Source organism: Aureimonas sp. Leaf454, assembly GCF_001424685.1.
Taxonomy (GTDB): Bacteria; Pseudomonadota; Alphaproteobacteria; order Rhizobiales; family Rhizobiaceae; genus Plantimonas.
The window spans coordinates 1-16,020 of sequence record NZ_LMQT01000019.1; the positions used below are offsets into that span (position 1 = coordinate 1).

The following is a 16,020-nucleotide window of genomic DNA, read 5'->3' on the forward strand; positions in this document are numbered from 1 at the left end:
ATGGCCAAGAGCAAATTCGAGCGCAACAAGCCGCATGTGAACATCGGCACGATTGGTCACGTTGACCATGGGAAGACGAGCCTGACGGCTGCGATCACGAAGTACTTCGGCGAGTACAAGGCGTACGACCAGATCGACGCGGCGCCGGAGGAGAAGGCCCGCGGCATCACGATCTCGACGGCGCACGTGGAATACGAGACGGTCGCGCGGCACTATGCGCATGTCGACTGCCCCGGCCAYGCCGACTACGTGAAGAACATGATCACGGGCGCGGCGCAGATGGACGGCGCGATCCTGGTSTGCTCGGCGGCGGAYGGCCCGATGCCGCAGACGCGCGAGCACATYCTTCTGGCCCGYCAGGTCGGCGTTCCCGCGATCGTGGTCTTCCTGAACAAGGTCGATCAGGTCGACGACGCCGAGCTTCTGGARCTGGTCGAGYTGGAGGTTCGCGAGCTTCTGTCGATGTACGAATATCCGGGCGACGACATTCCGATCGTCAAGGGTTCGGCGCTTGCCGCTCTCGAGGATAGCGACAAGAAGATCGGCGAGGACGCGGTGCGCGARCTGATGGCGGCGGTCGACGCCTACATCCCGACGCCGGAGCGTCCGATCGACCAGCCCTTCCTGATGCCGATCGAGGACGTGTTCTCGATCTCGGGCCGCGGCACGGTCGTGACSGGCCGCGTCGAGCGCGGCATCGTGAAGGTCGGCGAGGARGTCGAGATCGTCGGCATCCGCGACACCAAGAAGACGACGGTGACGGGCGTCGAGATGTTCCGCAAGCTGCTCGACCAGGGTCAGGCCGGCGACAACATCGGCGCGCTGGTTCGCGGCGTGGACCGCGAGGGCGTGGAGCGCGGTCAGGTCCTGTGCAAGCCGGGTTCGGTGAAGCCGCACACGCGCTTCATGGCCGAGGCGTACATCCTGACGAAGGAAGAGGGTGGCCGCCACACGCCGTTCTTCACGAACTACCGCCCGCAGTTCTACTTCCGCACGACGGACGTGACGGGCGTCGTCACGCTGCCCGAGGGCACGGAGATGGTCATGCCCGGCGACAACGTCACGATGGACGTCAAGCTGATCGTGCCGATCGCCATGGAAGAGAAGCTGCGCTTCGCCATCCGCGAAGGCGGCCGCACCGTCGGCGCCGGTATCGTGTCGTCGATCGTCGAGTAAGNGATCGTGCCGATCGCCATGGAAGAGAAGCTGCGCTTCGCCATCCGCGAAGGCGGCCGCACCGTCGGCGCCGGTATCGTGTCGTCGATCGTCGAGTAAGACGTGACGTCTACACCGCCTGCCTGTATGGGCAGGCGGTGTGTTGCCCGGAAGGGCGGCGTGCCCTTTCGGGGGCGTGCTTTCTGAATTGGCTGAAGACTGCTTAGGCGCTCGGAACTCCGGCGGCCCCAACCCGCGATTCCGACGAGAGGACGATTTCCATGAACGGCCAGAATATCCGTATCCGCCTGAAGGCGTTCGATCATCGGGTTCTCGACGCTTCGACGCGTGAGATCGTGTCGACCGCCAAGCGGACGGGTGCGAATGTACGCGGTCCCATTCCGCTTCCGACTCGCATCGAGAAGTTTACCGTCAACCGCTCGCCGCACATCGACAAGAAGTCGCGCGAGCAGTTCGAAATGCGCACCCATAAGCGGCTCCTCGACATCGTCGACCCGACCCCGCAGACGGTCGATGCGCTCATGAAGCTCGACCTCGCCGCCGGCGTCGATGTCGAGATCAAGCTCTGATCGACGAGCTCGGGAAGGATAACGCCCCATGCGTTCAGGTGTGATTGCACAGAAGATCGGCATGACCCGCGTCTACAACGACGCCGGCGAGCATGTTCCGGTCACCGTTCTCCGCGTTGAGAACTGCCAGGTCATCGCTCAGCGGACCGAGGATCAGCACGGCTACACCGCCGTTCAGCTCGGCGCCGGTCTTGCGAAGGTCAAGAATACGTCGAAGTCCATGCGCGGCGTGTTCGCTCAGGTCTCCGTCGAGCCCAAGAAGAAGCTCGTCGAGTTTCGCGTGTCCGCCGATCAGATGATCGATGTCGGTGCCGAGCTTACGGCCGAGCATTTCGTCCCCGGCCAGAAGGTCGATGTGACGGGAACGTCGGTCGGCAAGGGCTTCCAGGGCGTCATGAAGCGCCACAATTTCGGTGGTGGCCGCGCGACGCACGGTAACTCCGTGTCGCACCGCTCGCACGGTTCGACCGGTCAGCGCCAGGACCCCGGCAAGGTGTTCAAGGGCAAGAAGATGGCCGGGCATATGGGTGCCGTCCGCGTGACGACCCAGAACCTCGAGATCGTGCGCACCGACGCCGACAAGGGCCTGATCCTCGTCCGCGGCGCCGTTCCGGGATCGAAGGGCGGCTGGATCATGATCCGCGACGCCGTCAAGGTCGCGGTCCACAAGGATGCCCCGATGCCCGCCGGTCTGCGCGCCAAGGGCGGTGCCGAGGCCGCTGCAGCTTCCGAGGGAGCGGAGTAATGGACGTCACGATCAAATCCCTCGACGGCAAGGATGCCGGCAGCCTGACGCTCGCCGACGACATCTTCGGCCTGGAGCCGCGCGAGGACATCCTCCAGCGCATGGTCCGTTGGCAGCTCGCCAAGCGCCAGCAGGGCACGCACCAGTCGCTCGGCCGAGCCGAGATCGCCCGCACCGGCGCTAAGCTCTACAAGCAGAAGGGCACCGGTCGCGCTCGTCACGGCTCCGCCCGCGCTCCGCAGTTTCGCGGCGGCGGCAAGGCCCACGGCCCGGTCTCGCGCAGCCATGCGCATGATCTGCCCAAGAAGGTGAGGGCGCTCGCGCTCCGCCATGCTCTCTCGGCCAAGGCCAAGACGTCCTCGATCATCGTGATCGACGACCTCACCGCGTCCGAGGGCAAGACCAAGGCGATGGCTTCGACGCTGGAGGGTCTCGGCCTCACCAACGCGCTGTTCATCGGCGGTTCGGAGCTGGATGCGAATTTCTCGCGCTCGGCCCGCAACATCCCCAACATCGACGTGCTGCCGATCCAGGGCATCAACGTCTACGACATTCTTCGCCGTCACACCCTCGTTCTCTCGAAGGCCGCGGTCGAGGCTCTGGAGGAGCGGTTCAAATGAGCGACCTTCGCCACTACGACGTCATCACCTCTCCGGTGATCACCGAGAAGTCGACCCTCGTGTCCGAGTACAACCAGGTCGTCTTCAACGTTCCGAACAAGGCGACCAAGCCGCAGATCAAGGCGGCCGTCGAGTCGCTCTTCGGCGTCAAGGTCACCGCGGTGAACACCCTGAACCGCAAGGGCAAGGTCAAGCGCTTCCGTGGCCGCATCGGACGCCAGAGCGACCAGAAGAAGGCCATCGTGACGCTCGCCGAAGGCCAGTCGATCGACGTGTCGACCGGTCTCTGATAGCGCGCGGAGGATACTGTCATGGCATTGAAGAACTTTAAGCCGAACACGCCGAGCCAGCGCCAGCTGGTGATCGTCGATCGTTCGGGCCTCTGGAACGGCAAGCCGGTCAAGATGTTGACCGAGGGCCTCAGCCAGAAGGGCGGACGCAACAACACGGGCCGCGTGACGGCTCGCTATCAGGGCGGCGGTCACAAGCGCTCCTACCGCATCATCGATTTCAAGCGCCGCAAGCTTGATGCCGTCGGTACGGTCGAACGCCTGGAATACGACCCGAACCGCACCGCGTTCATCGCGCTCATCAAGTACGAGGACGGCGAACTCGCCTACATCCTCGCGCCGCAGCGTCTCGCCGCCGGTGACAAGGTCGTTTCGGGCCTGACCGGGATCGACGTGAAGCCCGGCAATGCGATGCCGCTCGCGTCCATGCCGGTCGGCACCATCATCCACAATGTGGAGATGAAGCCGGAGAAGGGTGGTCAGATCGCCCGCTCCGCCGGCACCTACGCCCAGCTCGTCGGCCGCGATGCCGGCATGGCGATCCTGCGTCTCAACTCGGGTGAGCAGCGGCTGGTGTCCGGCCAGTGCTTCGCCACGGTCGGCGCGGTGTCCAATGCCGACCACGGCAACATCAATCTCGGCAAGGCGGGTCGTTCTCGCTGGCTCGGCAAGCGCCCGCACGTTCGCGGCGTCGCGATGAACCCGGTCGATCACCCGCACGGCGGCGGCGAAGGCCGCACCTCCGGCGGTCGTCACCCGGTTTCGCCGTGGGGTCAGCCGACGAAGGGCAAGCGCACGCGTCAGAACAAGTCCACGGACAAGTTCATCATGCGCTCGCGCCATCAGCGTAAGAAGTAAGAGAGGGTTTCTTCATGACACGTTCCGTCTGGAAGGGTCCGTTCGTCGATGGCTACCTGCTGAAGAAGGCCGACAAGGTTCGCGAAGGCGGCCGCAACGAAGTGATCAAGATCTGGAGCCGTCGCTCCACGATCCTGCCGCAGTTCGTCGGCCTCACCTTCGGCGTCTACAACGGCTCGAAGCACGTCCCGGTCTCCGTCAACGAGGACATGATCGGTCACAAGTTCGGTGAGTTCTCTCCGACCCGGACCTATTACGGCCATGGCGCCGATAAGAAGTCGAAGAGGAAGTAACGATGGGCAAGCCGAAGCTCGAACGTCAGCTCAAGGAGAACGAGGCTCGTGCGGTCGCCCGCACGATCCGCGTCAGCCCCCAGAAGCTGAATCTCGTAGCCGCGATGATCCGCGGCAAGAAGGTGGACGCGGCCGTCGCGGATCTGACCTTCTCTCGCAAGCGCATCTCGGAAACGGTGCTGAAGACGCTGCAGAGCGCCATCGCCAATGCCGAGAACAACCATGATCTCGATGTCGACGCGCTCGTCGTCGCCGAGGCCTATGTTGGCAAGTCGATCACCATGAAGCGCTTCCACGCTCGCGGCCGTGGCCGTGCGAGCCGCATCGAGAAGCCGTTCGCGCACCTCACCATCGTCGTGCGTGAAGTCGCGGAAGCCGAGGAGGCCGCCTGATGGGTCAGAAAATCAATCCGACCGGCTTCCGGCTCGGCATCAATCAGACCTGGGACTCGCGCTGGTACGCGAACACCGGCGAATACGGCAAGCTGCTCCATGAGGATCTTGCGATCCGCAAGTACCTGATGGACGAGCTGAAGCAGGCGGCGATCTCCAAGGTCGTCATCGAGCGTCCGCACAAGAAGTGCCGCATCACGATCCACTCGGCGCGTCCGGGCATCGTCATCGGCAAGAAGGGTGCAGACATCGAGAAGCTTCGCAAGAAGCTGACCTCGATGACCGCCGCCGAGACGCACATCAACATCGTCGAAGTGCGCAAGCCCGAGACCGACGCCACGCTCGTCGCGCAGTCGATCGCTCAGCAGCTGGAGCGCCGCATCGCCTTCCGTCGCGCCATGAAGCGCGCCGTTCAGTCCGCCATGCGCCTCGGCGCGGAAGGCATCCGCATCAACTGCGGCGGTCGTCTCGGCGGCGCTGAGATCGCGCGGATGGAATGGTACCGCGAAGGTCGCGTTCCGCTGCACACGCTGCGCGCGGACATCGACTACGGCGTCGCGGAGGCCCATACGGCCTACGGCGTCTGCGGTGTGAAGGTGTGGATCTTCAAGGGCGAGATCCTCGAGCACGATCCGATGGCGTCCGAGCGTCGCGCGATCGAGGGTGATGCTTCGGGCGGCAATCAGCGCCGTCGCGAACACGCCTGATCCAACGGTTTCGGAGTAAGGTTCAATGCTGCAGCCAAAGCGCACGAAGTTCCGGAAGGCGTTCAAGGGACGCATTCACGGAACCGCCAAGGGCGGTACCAATCTCGACTACGGGACCTTCGGCCTGAAGGCCGTGGAGCCCGAGCGCGTCACGGCGCGGCAGATCGAGGCGGCTCGCCGCGCGATCACCCGCCAGATGAAGCGCCAGGGTCGTGTCTGGATCCGCATTTTCCCGGACGTTCCGGTCACCGCGAAGCCGACCGAAGTCCGCATGGGCAAGGGCAAGGGTTCGGTCGAATATTGGGCGGCCCGCGTCCATCCCGGCCGCATCATGTTCGAGATCGACGGCGTGTCGGAGGAGCTGGCTCGCGAGGCGCTTCGCCTCGGTGCGGCCAAGCTTCCGATCCGCACGCGCTTCGTCCAGCGCATCGCCGAATAAGGAGAGGTTCACGTGAAAGCCTCCGACATGAAGACCATGACGTCCGATCAGCTGACCGACGAGCTCGGCAAGCTGAAGAAAGAGCAGTTCAACCTGCGCTTCCAGGGTGCCACGGGTCAGATCGAGAACACCGCTCGCATCCGTCAGGTTCGCCGGGACATCGCGCGCATCAAGACAATCGCCGCCCAGAAGGCGGATACGGCCAAGGCCTGAGGTAGAACACCATGCCGAAACGCGTTTTGCAGGGGACCGTGGTCTCCGACAAGAACGACAAGACCGTCGTCGTGCTCGTCGAGCGGCGCTTCACGCATCCTCTTTTCAAGAAGACCGTGCGGCGCTCGAAGAAGTACAAGGCGCATGATGAGGGCAACCTTTGCAAGGTCGGCGATGTCGTCTCCATCGAGGAGACAAAGCCGATTTCCAAGGATAAGACCTGGATCGTCCTTCAGGACGGCGCAGCAGCCCATTGATATAGGTTCCGGTTGGCGCTAATCCCCGCGTCTTCCGGGTTAGAGTTTGAAGGCGGCCTGACATGATTCAGATGCAAACAAACCTCGACGTGGCCGACAATTCGGGCGCTCGTCGTGTCATGTGCATCAAAGTGCTCGGCGGCTCGAAGCGGAAGTATGCCTCGGTCGGCGACATCATCGTCGTCTCGATCAAGGAGGCGATTCCGCGCGGCCGCGTGAAGAAGGGCGACGTGATGAAAGCCGTGGTGGTGCGCACCGCGAAGGACATCCGCCGCGCCGACGGTTCGGTGATCCGGTTCGACCGGAATGCCGCCGTCCTCATCGACAACAAGAAAGAGCCGGTCGGCACGCGCATCTTCGGACCGGTCCCGCGCGAGCTTCGTGGCCGAAACCACATGAAGATCATCTCGCTGGCGCCTGAAGTGCTGTAAGGAACCGGACGATGCAGAAGATCAAGAAGGGCGACAAGGTCGTCGTTTTGGCCGGTAAGGACAAGGGTCTTTCCGGCGAAGTGCTCCAGGTCATGCCGAAGGACGACAAGGCTGTCGTGCGGGGCGTGAACATGGTCAAGCGCCACACCCGCCAGACGGCGAGCCAGGAAGCGGGCATCATTTCCAAGGAAGCCCCGATCCACCTGTCGAACCTCTCGGTCGCCGATCCCAAGGACGGCAAGCCGACCCGTGTCGGGTTCAAGGTGATCGGAGACGGCGAGACCGCCCGCAAGGTGCGCGTCGCCAAGCGTTCGGGAGAACAGATCGATGTCTGAGACGACATACACACCGCGGCTGAAGTCGGTCTACGAGACCGACATCCGCAAGGCCATGCAGGAGCAGTTCTCCTACGACAACGTGATGATGGTGCCTCGCATCGAGAAGGTCGTCATCAACATGGGCGTCGGCGAGGCCACCGGCGATTCCAAGAAGCCGACCGTCGCAGCCGAGGACCTTGCCAAGATCGCCGGCCAGAAGCCGGTCATCACCAAGGCTCGGACGTCGATCGCCGGCTTCAAGGTTCGCGAGAACATGCCGATCGGCGCGAAGGTCACGCTGCGCAAGGACAAGATGTACGACTTTCTGGATCGCCTGATCCAGATCGCTCTGCCGCGCGTCCGCGATTTTCGCGGCCTGAACCCCAAGAGCTTCGATGGCAATGGCAATTTCGCCATGGGCATCAAGGAACATATCGTTTTCCCCGAGATCAACTACGACAAGGTCGATCAGATGTGGGGCATGGACATCATCGTCTGCACGACGGCGAAGACGGACGACGAGGCTCGGGCGCTGCTGAAGGCGTTCAACTTCCCGTTCCGCCAGTAACGACAGGCGAGCAAAGGACAAATTCGATGGCCAAGAAAAGCTCGATCGAGAAGAACAATCGTCGCGTGAAGATGGTGGAGAAGTTCGCCGCCAAGCGTGCCGCTCTCAAGGTCGTGACGAAGGACCAGGACGCCAGCATGGAAGAGCGTTTCCGCGCTCAGCTGGAACTGGCCGAACTGCCGCGCAACAGCTCCAAGGTGCGCATCCGCAATCGCTGCGAAGTGACGGGCCGCCCGCGCGCCTATTACCGCAAGCTGAAGATGTCGCGTATCGCGCTCCGGGACCTCGGCAACAATGGCCAGATCCCCGGTATCGTGAAGTCGAGCTGGTAAGGAGAGACCGAGATGGCACTTTCAGATCCGCTCGGCGATATGCTGACCCGCATCCGCAACGCGATCATGCGCAACAAGTCGTCGGTCATGACACCGGCCTCGAAGCTGCGTGGACGTGTTTTGGACGTCCTCAAGGACGAGGGCTACATCCGCGGCTATACCGAGACCGCGTTCGAGAACGGCAAGTCCGAATTCGAGATCGAGCTGAAGTACTACGAGGGCGCTCCGGTCATCCGCGAGATCGCCCGCGTGTCGAAGCCCGGTCGCCGCGTCTACGTGTCCGCCAAGACCATTCCGCACATCGCGAACGGCCTCGGCATTTCGGTTCTGTCGACGCCGAAGGGCGTCATGGCCGATCACAACGCCCGCGAACAGAACGTCGGTGGCGAGATCCTCTGCCGCGTCGTCTGACGCTGGCAGGGTTCTCATCCGAATAGAAACGGACAGGTTGCACGATGTCTCGTATTGGTAAGAAGCCGGTGTCGCTGCCGGACGGCGTGACCGCTTCCGTCGACGGGCAGACCGTCACCGCGAAGGGTCCGAAGGGCGAACTTAAGTTCGTCGTTAACGATGAGGTTCTCGTCAAGATGGAGAACGGCGCGATCGCCGTCGATCCGCGCGACGAGACCAAGACCGCACGCTCGAAGTGGGGCATGTCCCGCACGATGATCCTCAACATCCTCACGGGTGTGAAGGGCGGCTTCGAGAAGAAGCTCGAGATCTCCGGCGTCGGCTACCGCGCCTCACTTCAGGGCAAGAACCTGCAGCTCGCCCTTGGCTACAGCCACGAGGTGCTTTATCCGATCCCGGACGGCATTTCGATCGTCGTTCCCAAGCCGACCGAGATCGTAATTTCGGGCATTGACAAGCAGCGCGTCGGCCAGGTCGCCGCGGAGATCCGCGAATACCGCGGCCCCGAACCCTATAAGGGCAAGGGCGTGAAGTACGCGGGCGAAGCGATCGTCCGTAAGGAAGGCAAGAAGAAGTAAGGACGGACCATGGCTACCCAGAAAGAGACTCTGCGGCGCCGCGCTTCGCGCGTCCGTCGTTCGCTGAAGAAGATCGCCAATGGCCGTCCGCGGCTTTCGGTGCATCGCTCGTCGAAGAACATCTACGCTCAGGTCATCGACGACGTTGAGGGCCGCACGCTCGCGGCCGCCTCGACGCTCGACGTCGGTCTGCGCGGCGATCTGAAGACGGGTGCCGACAAGGACGCTGCGGCGGCTGTCGGCAAGCTGGTTGCCGAGCGTGCGCTCGCGGCCGGCGTGAAGGACGTCGTGTTCGATCGCGGCTCGTTCATCTATCACGGCCGCGTCAAGGCGCTGGCCGAGTCCGCCCGCGAAGGCGGCCTGAACTTCTAAACTGGTCCCGCTTCACGCGGGTCCCCCTCTCGGACGCCTCCGGAAAAGAATAAGGATAGGATCATGGCGCCAAGAAACGATCGCAACGATCGCAACAACCGCGAAGAGCGGGACGACGGTTTCGTCGACAAGCTCGTCCACATCAACCGCGTCGCCAAGGTCGTGAAGGGTGGACGTCGTTTCGGCTTCGCCGCTCTCGTCGTCGTCGGTGACCTCAAGGGCCGCGTCGGCTTCGGTCACGGCAAGGCGCGCGAAGTGCCGGAAGCCATTCGCAAGGCGACGGAAGCCGCCAAGCGCGACCTGATCTTCGTGCCGCTGCGCGAAGCCCGCACGCTCCACCACGACGTCGAAGGCCGTCACGGCGCCGGCAAGGTCCTGCTCCGTTCGGCCGAGGCTGGTACGGGCATCATCGCGGGTGGTCCGATGCGCGCTGTGTTCGAGGCCGTCGGCATGCACGACGTGGTCGCGAAGTCGCTCGGCTCTTCGAACCCCTACAACATGGTGCGCGCGACCTTCGATGCGCTTAAGGGTTCGATGCATCCCAAGGACGTCGCTTCGCGCCGGGGCATCAAGTACTCGACGCTCCAGGCCCGTCGCCGCGATCTCGTCGGCGCCGAAGATTGATGGGGCAGGGCGGGCGGCCAGTTGGGTTCGCCTGCCTGCTGATTGAGGAGTTTTCCCATGTCCGCTACCCCTTCCACGGGCAAGTACGTCACGGTCGAGCAGATCGGTAGCCCGATCCGCCGTCCCGTCGAGCAGCGCCAGACCCTGATCGGTCTTGGCCTCAACAAGATGCACCGTCGCAGCACGCTTCTGGACACCCCGTCCGTGCGCGGCATGATCGCCAAGGTCGGCCATCTCGTCCGCGTCGTGGACGAGGTCTGATCCGGGTCGTCGAGGAGTCAATCTCATGAAACTGAACGAACTCTCCGATCGGCCGGGCGCGAAGCATTCGAAGAAGCGGCTCGGTCGCGGCATCGGTTCGGGCTCCGGCAAGACCGCTGGTCGCGGCGTCAAGGGCCAGAAGTCGCGCTCCGGCGTGGCCATCAACGGCTTCGAGGGTGGCCAGATGCCGCTCTACCGCCGTCTGCCGAAGCGCGGCTTCACCAACATCTTCGCCAAGGACTTCAACGTCGTCTCCGTCGGTCGCATCCAGGCCGCGATCGATGCCGGCAAGCTCGACGCCGCCGGCACGATCGACTCGGCGGCTCTGAAGGCCGCCGGGATCATCCGCCGGTCCAAGGACGGCGTTCGTCTCCTGGGCGATGGCGAACTGACCTCGAAGCTCTCGATTTCTGTGGATGGCGCGTCGAAGTCCGCCGTCGACAAGGTCGAGAAGGCCGGTGGCTCGGTAGCGCTGCCGGCGAAGGCCGAGGCGCCCGCCAGCGCCGAGGCCTGAACCATTCGAACTCGAAGGGCCGCTTTGCGGCCCTTCGGCGTAATGGCGCCCCTTTCTCCAACCGATTGCGGGTCGGGCGAGCGCCGGATCCAAGCATCGCTTGATCGCCGAGGCCGGGCCGCTTATCTCTCGGGCTCCTTCGGGGGAGGGGGCTGACCTCCATGACCCTTGGGGCAACCCGGAGATTTCTGATCTATGGCATCGGCTGCGGAACAACTCGCCGCTAATCTGAACTTCGCGTCCTTCGCCAAGGCCGAAGACCTCAAGAAGCGCATCTGGTTCACCCTGGGCGCTCTCCTCGTCTATCGACTCGGAACATACATTCCGATGCCGGGCATCAACCCGGAGGCGCTCGCGCAGGCTTTCGCGCAGCAGTCGAGCGGCATCCTCGGCCTCTTCAACATGTTCGCAGGCGGCGCCGTCGGGCGCATGGCGATCTTCGCCCTTGGCATCATGCCGTATATCTCGGCCTCGATCATCATCCAGCTGATGACCTCCGTGGTGCCCTCGCTCGAGGCGCTGAAGAAGGAGGGCGAGCAGGGCCGCAAGGTCATCAACCAATACACGCGCTACGGCACGGTGCTCCTGGCGCTGATCCAAGCCTACGGAATTGCCGTCGGTCTCGAATCGTCGGGCAACATCGTGTCCGATCCCGGCGTCTTCTTCCGGGTCTCGACGATCCTGACGCTGACAGGCGGCACGATGTTCCTGATGTGGCTCGGCGAGCAGATCACCTCGCGCGGCATCGGCAACGGCATCTCGCTGATCATCTTCGCGGGCATCGTCGCCAATCTCCCGGCCGCCATCGCCAATCTTCTCGAGCTCGGCCGCACGGGTGCGCTCTCGGCTTCGATCATCCTGCTCGTGATCGTCGTCGCGATCGCCTGCATCGCCGGCATCGTGTTCTTCGAGCGGGCCCAGCGTCGTCTTCTGATCCAGTATCCGAAGCGCCAGGTCGGCAACCGCATGTTCCAGGGCGACACGTCGCATCTGCCGCTGAAGCTGAACACCGCTGGCGTCATTCCGCCGATCTTCGCTTCCTCGCTCCTGCTTCTGCCGGTGACGGTCGCCAACTTCGCCAACACGTCCGAACTTCCGGGCTGGGCGACCGCGGTCGTCGCCTCGCTCGGCCACGGGCGTCCGCTTTACATGCTCCTCTATGCCGCGATGATCGCCTTCTTCGCGTTCTTCTACACCGCGGTCGTCTTCAATCCGAAGGACACGGCCGACAATCTGAAGAAACACGGCGGGTTCGTTCCGGGCATTCGCCCCGGCGACCGCACGGCGGAATACATCGACTACGTGCTGACCCGCATCACGGTGATCGGCGCTATCTATCTCGTGATCATCTGTCTATTGCCCGAATTTCTCATATCCTGGGCTGGCGTGCCGTTCTATCTGGGCGGTACATCGCTGTTGATCGTCGTCAGCGTGACCATGGACACGGTTGCACAGGTTCAGGGTCATCTCCTGGCGCATCAATACGAAGGGCTCGTCAAAAAGGCGAAGCTCCGTGGGGGGAAACGAGGAACTCGATGAGGCTGATACTGCTGGGGCCGCCAGGGGCGGGTAAGGGCACGCAGGCGAAACGCCTTATCGATCGGCATGGCATTCCGCAGCTTTCCACCGGCGACATGCTCCGCGCAGCGGTCGCCGCAGAAACCGAGGTCGGTCTCCAGGCCAAGGCTGTGATGGCCTCGGGCGGGCTCGTGTCGGACGAGATCGTCAACCGCATCGTGTCGGAGCGAATCGAGCAGCCGGACTGTGCGGACGGCTTCATCCTCGACGGATATCCGCGGACGCTGGTCCAGGCGGATTCGGTCGAGGCGATGCTGGCCGACAAGGGCCTGAAGCTCGATCACGTCATCGAAATGCGCGTGGACGACGATGTCCTCGTCCACCGCGTCTCGGGCCGCTACACCTGCGGGAACTGCGGCGCCGTCTATCACGACGAGGACATGAAGCCGAAGGTGGAGGGCGTTTGCGACAGCTGCGGCCATTCGAACTTCAAACGTCGCGCCGATGACAACGCCGAGACGATGCGCACGCGACTGCGAGCCTACTACAAAGAGACGTCGCCCCTGGTCGGCTACTACCATTGCAAGGGGATCCTGTCCTTCGTCGACGGCATGAACTCGATGGACGAGGTCTCCGGCGACATTGAGCGGATCATCTCCTGATTGCCGCGCGATAGGCGCGAATCGTGCTTGTCAAGCCGCCCGTTGACTCCGGACGGCACCAACTTTATACCTCGCACCACTTCGCGAATCCTCAGCGATCGGCGCGGGCTCCCTCAACGGGGCGCGGACCGGTCGCTTTGACATATCGGTCCGGCTCTTCCTACCAGAAGGGGCCATGGGCCCCACCTTACAGGAGCACGGCTTTGGCCCGTATCGCTGGCGTCAACATCCCGACCAACAAGCGCGTGATCATCGCGCTTCAGTATATTCACGGCATCGGCGCGTCCTTCGCGCAGGAGATCGTGGAGAAGGTTCACCTCGGCCCCGAGCGTCGCGTGAACGACCTCACGGATTCCGAGATCCTGCAGATCCGTGAGATCATCGACCGCGACTATCAGGTCGAAGGCGATCTTCGTCGCGAGACCGCGATGAACATCAAGCGTCTGATGGATCTCGGCTGCTATCGCGGCCTGCGCCATCGTCGCGGCCTTCCGGTCCGCGGCCAGCGCACGCACACCAACGCTCGCACCCGCAAGGGTCCGGCCAAGGCGATCGCCGGCAAGAAGAAGTAAGCCCCCGCGCCGCGAGGCGTCGGGACAGGACCTGTCGCACGGTGTGCGGCAGGGGTGGAGCCGCTGGAATTACGGCGGTGTGGATATCTCGAGAAAGACTGAGACATGGCCAAGGAACAGCGCATTCGCCGTCGCGAGCGCAAGAACATCTCGTCGGGCGTCGCGCACGTCCAGTCGTCGTTCAACAACACGCTGATCACCATCACGGACGCCCAGGGCAACACGATCGCCTGGTCTTCGGCTGGCGCGCAGGGCTTCAAGGGTTCGCGTAAGTCGACCCCGTTCGCCGCGCAGATCGCCGCCGAGGATTGCGCCAAGAAGGCGCAGGAGCATGGCATGCGGACCCTGGAAGTCGAGGTCTCCGGACCCGGCTCGGGCCGCGAGTCGGCGCTTCGCGCCCTGCAGGCTGAGGGCTTCGTGATCACCTCGATCCGTGACGTCACGCCGATCCCGCACAATGGTGTTCGTCCGCGCAAGCGTCGCCGCGTCTAAGGCCGGTCTTCGATGCGCCGTGGCCGTTCTCCCCTGGGGAGCGGCCACGGCGCATCCGCTATTTCCGGAGGAGGCTTCCTCCTCTTCGATCAGACCTATCGCCACGATTGGATGGTGGCGAGGTAACTGAAGGGCAAGTGCCATGATTTCCAGCAATTGGCAGGACCTGACCAAGCCGAACCAGGTCGTCTTCAAGAGCGGCGGAAGCCGCACGAAGGCGTCGCTCACCGCGGAGCCTTTGGAGCGTGGCTTCGGCCTCACGCTCGGCAACGCGCTGCGTCGCGTTCTCCTGTCGTCGCTGCAGGGCGCGGCCGTCACGGCGATCCAGATCGACGGCGTCCTCCACGAGTTCTCCTCGATCGCGGGCGTTCGTGAGGACGTCACCGACATCGTTCTGAACGTGAAGGAAATCGCCATCGGCATGCAGGGCGAAGGCCCCAAGCGCATGGTGCTCCGCAAGTCCGGTCCGGGCGTCGTCAAGGCGGGCGACATCCAGACGGTCGGCGACATCGAGATTTTGAACCCGGAGCATGAGATCTGCACGCTCGACGAGGGCGCCGAGATCCGCATGGAGTTCACGGTCAACACCGGCAAGGGCTACGTGCCGGCCGACCAGAACCGTGCCGAGGACGCGCCGATCGGGCTGATCCCCGTCGACTCGCTGTTCTCGCCGGTCAAGAAGGTGTCCTACAAGGTCGAGAACACCCGCGAGGGTCAGGACCTGAACAAGGACAAGCTGACCATGCAGATCGAGACGGACGGCTCGATCACGGGTGAGGACGCGGTCGCCTACGCCGCGCGCATCCTGCAGGACCAGCTTTCGATCTTCGTCAACTTCGAGGAGCCGCAGCGCGAGACGCGTGGCGCCGAGGAGCACATCGCGGAGCTCGCGTTCAACCCGGCTCTCCTGAAGAAGGTGGACGAGCTGGAGCTTTCGGTCCGCTCGGCGAACTGCCTGAAGAACGACAACATCGTCTATATCGGCGACCTTATCCAGAAGACCGAGGCGGAGATGCTCCGGACCCCGAACTTCGGACGCAAGTCGCTGAACGAGATCAAGGAGGTCCTCGCGTCGATGGGCCTGCATCTCGGAATGGAAGTCAGTGCCTGGCCGCCGGAGAACATCGACGATCTGGCCAAGCGCTACGAAGACCAGTACTAAACTGGAAACGGGGCCGTCGCCTTCGGGCGGCGGCCTTGGCATGCCGATGGTCCGGGAGCGTCGTTCTCTCGGAAACGACCAATCATTCAAAGGCACATGCGCCCGATCGTCGATCGGGATAGCGAGGATGCCGACCTCCGGCAAAGTCCGGCGATTTCTTAGAGGAACGAACCCATGCGTCACGGCAATCGCGGCCGCAAGCTGAACCGCACCCACGAACACCGCAAGGCGATGTTCGCCAACATGGTGGCATCTCTGATCGAGCACGAGCAGATCGTCACAACGCTTCCCAAGGCGAAGGATCTTCGTCCGATCATGGAAAAGATGATCACGCTCGGCAAGCGTGGCGATCTCCATGCCCGTCGCCAGGCCATCAGCCAGGTGCGCGACGAGACCTGCATCAAGAAGCTCTTCGACACGCTTGCGCCGCGCTATGCCGAGCGTCATGGCGGCTACTGTCGCGTGTTGAAGGCCGGCTTCCGGCGCGGCGACAATGCTCCGATGGCGGTCATCGAGTTCGTCGATCGCGATCCGAACGCGCGTGGCCAGATCGATCGCGACCGTGTCGCGGCCGAAGGTTCAGACGAAGCGGCGTAAGCTCGTCTCGATAGTGTTCCAGCATTTGAAGGGCCCTGCGGGGCCCTTTT

29 protein-coding genes are annotated in these 16,020 nt (G+C 63.5%); all 29 read left to right on the plus strand.

All coding sequences use genetic code 11. The annotated features are described in order from the left end of the window. Window positions 1-1,176, plus strand: a 1,176-nt coding sequence (gene tuf, locus ASG43_RS11420; protein ID WP_056504730.1) for an elongation factor Tu, incomplete at its 5' end; no start/stop codon positions are given. Window positions 1,177-1,179: 3 nt separating this feature from the next. Then, window positions 1,180-1,275 carry a hypothetical protein gene (locus ASG43_RS22195; RefSeq protein WP_348271081.1) on the plus strand — a complete coding sequence of 32 codons (96 nt, stop codon included), beginning with the start codon at window positions 1,180-1,182 and terminating at the stop codon, window positions 1,273-1,275. 161 nt (window positions 1,276-1,436) lie between these two features. Then, window positions 1,437-1,745, plus strand: a complete 309-nt coding sequence (gene rpsJ, locus ASG43_RS11425; protein WP_007066362.1) for a 30S ribosomal protein S10 — start codon at window positions 1,437-1,439, stop codon at window positions 1,743-1,745. 28 nt (window positions 1,746-1,773) lie between these two features. Continuing rightward, a complete protein-coding gene (gene rplC / locus ASG43_RS11430) occupies window positions 1,774-2,490 on the plus strand; it encodes a 50S ribosomal protein L3 (protein WP_056504733.1) in 717 nt (238 codons plus the stop codon). Next, complete coding sequence (rplD, locus tag ASG43_RS11435) at window positions 2,490-3,110, plus strand: 50S ribosomal protein L4 (RefSeq protein WP_056504736.1); 621 nt, start codon at window positions 2,490-2,492, stop codon at window positions 3,108-3,110. Before rplC ends, rplD begins: the two co-directional genes overlap by 1 nt. After that, window positions 3,107-3,400 carry a 50S ribosomal protein L23 gene (locus ASG43_RS11440; protein WP_056504742.1) on the plus strand — a complete coding sequence of 98 codons (294 nt, stop codon included), beginning with the start codon at window positions 3,107-3,109 and terminating at the stop codon, window positions 3,398-3,400. The genes rplD and ASG43_RS11440 overlap by 4 nt, the downstream gene beginning before the upstream one ends. A gap of 21 nt (window positions 3,401-3,421) precedes the next feature. Further along, window positions 3,422-4,258: a 50S ribosomal protein L2 gene (gene rplB / locus ASG43_RS11445; RefSeq protein ID WP_056504745.1), complete on the plus strand. Its 837-nt coding sequence runs from the start codon at window positions 3,422-3,424 to the stop codon at window positions 4,256-4,258. Window positions 4,259-4,272: 14 nt separating this feature from the next. Beyond that, a complete protein-coding gene (gene rpsS / locus ASG43_RS11450; protein WP_056504748.1) occupies window positions 4,273-4,551 on the plus strand; it encodes a 30S ribosomal protein S19 in 279 nt (92 codons plus the stop codon). Window positions 4,552-4,553: 2 nt separating this feature from the next. Then, window positions 4,554-4,943 (plus strand): 50S ribosomal protein L22, encoded by a 390-nt coding sequence (gene rplV, locus ASG43_RS11455; RefSeq protein WP_056504751.1) that lies wholly within the window; start codon window positions 4,554-4,556, stop codon window positions 4,941-4,943. Next, complete coding sequence (gene rpsC, locus ASG43_RS11460; protein ID WP_056504754.1) at window positions 4,943-5,650, plus strand: 30S ribosomal protein S3; 708 nt, start codon at window positions 4,943-4,945, stop codon at window positions 5,648-5,650. The genes rplV and rpsC overlap by 1 nt, the downstream gene beginning before the upstream one ends. A 25-nt stretch (window positions 5,651-5,675) precedes the next feature. Next, complete coding sequence (gene rplP / locus ASG43_RS11465) at window positions 5,676-6,089, plus strand: 50S ribosomal protein L16 (RefSeq protein WP_056504758.1); 414 nt, start codon at window positions 5,676-5,678, stop codon at window positions 6,087-6,089. A 12-nt stretch (window positions 6,090-6,101) separates the two neighbouring features. After that, window positions 6,102-6,302: a 50S ribosomal protein L29 gene (gene rpmC, locus ASG43_RS11470; RefSeq protein ID WP_056504761.1), complete on the plus strand. Its 201-nt coding sequence runs from the start codon at window positions 6,102-6,104 to the stop codon at window positions 6,300-6,302. Window positions 6,303-6,313: 11 nt separating this feature from the next. After that, window positions 6,314-6,559: a 30S ribosomal protein S17 gene (gene rpsQ / locus ASG43_RS11475; RefSeq protein ID WP_056504764.1), complete on the plus strand. Its 246-nt coding sequence runs from the start codon at window positions 6,314-6,316 to the stop codon at window positions 6,557-6,559. Window positions 6,560-6,621: 62 nt separating this feature from the next. Next, window positions 6,622-6,990 (plus strand): 50S ribosomal protein L14, encoded by a 369-nt coding sequence (rplN, locus tag ASG43_RS11480; RefSeq protein ID WP_056504767.1) that lies wholly within the window; start codon window positions 6,622-6,624, stop codon window positions 6,988-6,990. Window positions 6,991-7,001: 11 nt separating this feature from the next. Then, on the plus strand, window positions 7,002-7,325 hold the full coding sequence (gene rplX / locus ASG43_RS11485; protein WP_056504768.1) for a 50S ribosomal protein L24: 324 nt from the start codon (window positions 7,002-7,004) through the stop codon (window positions 7,323-7,325). After that, window positions 7,318-7,875: a 50S ribosomal protein L5 gene (gene rplE / locus ASG43_RS11490; RefSeq protein WP_056504772.1), complete on the plus strand. Its 558-nt coding sequence runs from the start codon at window positions 7,318-7,320 to the stop codon at window positions 7,873-7,875. Before rplX ends, rplE begins: the two co-directional genes overlap by 8 nt. 26 nt (window positions 7,876-7,901) lie before the next feature. Then, entirely contained in the window at window positions 7,902-8,207 is a 306-nt protein-coding gene (rpsN, locus tag ASG43_RS11495; protein WP_056504775.1) for a 30S ribosomal protein S14, read from the plus strand. A 12-nt stretch (window positions 8,208-8,219) separates the two neighbouring features. After that, on the plus strand, window positions 8,220-8,618 hold the full coding sequence (gene rpsH, locus ASG43_RS11500; protein WP_056504778.1) for a 30S ribosomal protein S8: 399 nt from the start codon (window positions 8,220-8,222) through the stop codon (window positions 8,616-8,618). A gap of 44 nt (window positions 8,619-8,662) precedes the next feature. Then, window positions 8,663-9,196, plus strand: coding sequence for a 50S ribosomal protein L6 (rplF, locus tag ASG43_RS11505; protein ID WP_056504779.1), 534 nt, complete (start codon window positions 8,663-8,665; stop codon window positions 9,194-9,196). Between the two features lie 9 nt (window positions 9,197-9,205). Further along, window positions 9,206-9,568, plus strand: coding sequence for a 50S ribosomal protein L18 (gene rplR / locus ASG43_RS11510; RefSeq protein WP_056504783.1), 363 nt, complete (start codon window positions 9,206-9,208; stop codon window positions 9,566-9,568). A gap of 63 nt (window positions 9,569-9,631) precedes the next feature. Further along, window positions 9,632-10,192: a 30S ribosomal protein S5 gene (gene rpsE / locus ASG43_RS11515; protein ID WP_056504786.1), complete on the plus strand. Its 561-nt coding sequence runs from the start codon at window positions 9,632-9,634 to the stop codon at window positions 10,190-10,192. Window positions 10,193-10,249: 57 nt separating this feature from the next. Then, a complete protein-coding gene (gene rpmD, locus ASG43_RS11520; protein ID WP_056504789.1) occupies window positions 10,250-10,453 on the plus strand; it encodes a 50S ribosomal protein L30 in 204 nt (67 codons plus the stop codon). Between the two features lie 25 nt (window positions 10,454-10,478). Then, the gene (gene rplO / locus ASG43_RS11525; protein ID WP_056504792.1) at window positions 10,479-10,967 is read left to right on the plus strand and encodes a 50S ribosomal protein L15; all 489 of its coding nucleotides are present in this window, start codon (window positions 10,479-10,481) and stop codon (window positions 10,965-10,967) included. Window positions 10,968-11,162: 195 nt separating this feature from the next. Next, window positions 11,163-12,506 carry a preprotein translocase subunit SecY gene (gene secY / locus ASG43_RS11530; RefSeq protein ID WP_056504795.1) on the plus strand — a complete coding sequence of 448 codons (1,344 nt, stop codon included), beginning with the start codon at window positions 11,163-11,165 and terminating at the stop codon, window positions 12,504-12,506. Further along, a complete protein-coding gene (locus ASG43_RS11535; RefSeq protein WP_056504797.1) occupies window positions 12,503-13,147 on the plus strand; it encodes an adenylate kinase in 645 nt (214 codons plus the stop codon). Before secY ends, ASG43_RS11535 begins: the two co-directional genes overlap by 4 nt. Before the next feature lie 203 nt (window positions 13,148-13,350). Further along, a complete protein-coding gene (rpsM, locus tag ASG43_RS11540; RefSeq protein ID WP_056504800.1) occupies window positions 13,351-13,719 on the plus strand; it encodes a 30S ribosomal protein S13 in 369 nt (122 codons plus the stop codon). 105 nt (window positions 13,720-13,824) lie between these two features. Then, complete coding sequence (gene rpsK, locus ASG43_RS11545) at window positions 13,825-14,211, plus strand: 30S ribosomal protein S11 (protein ID WP_056504803.1); 387 nt, start codon at window positions 13,825-13,827, stop codon at window positions 14,209-14,211. A 142-nt stretch (window positions 14,212-14,353) separates the two neighbouring features. After that, window positions 14,354-15,373, plus strand: coding sequence for a DNA-directed RNA polymerase subunit alpha (locus ASG43_RS11550; protein ID WP_056504806.1), 1,020 nt, complete (start codon window positions 14,354-14,356; stop codon window positions 15,371-15,373). A gap of 174 nt (window positions 15,374-15,547) precedes the next feature. Continuing rightward, complete coding sequence (gene rplQ, locus ASG43_RS11555; protein WP_056504808.1) at window positions 15,548-15,970, plus strand: 50S ribosomal protein L17; 423 nt, start codon at window positions 15,548-15,550, stop codon at window positions 15,968-15,970. Window positions 15,971-16,020: the final 50 nt, after the last annotated feature.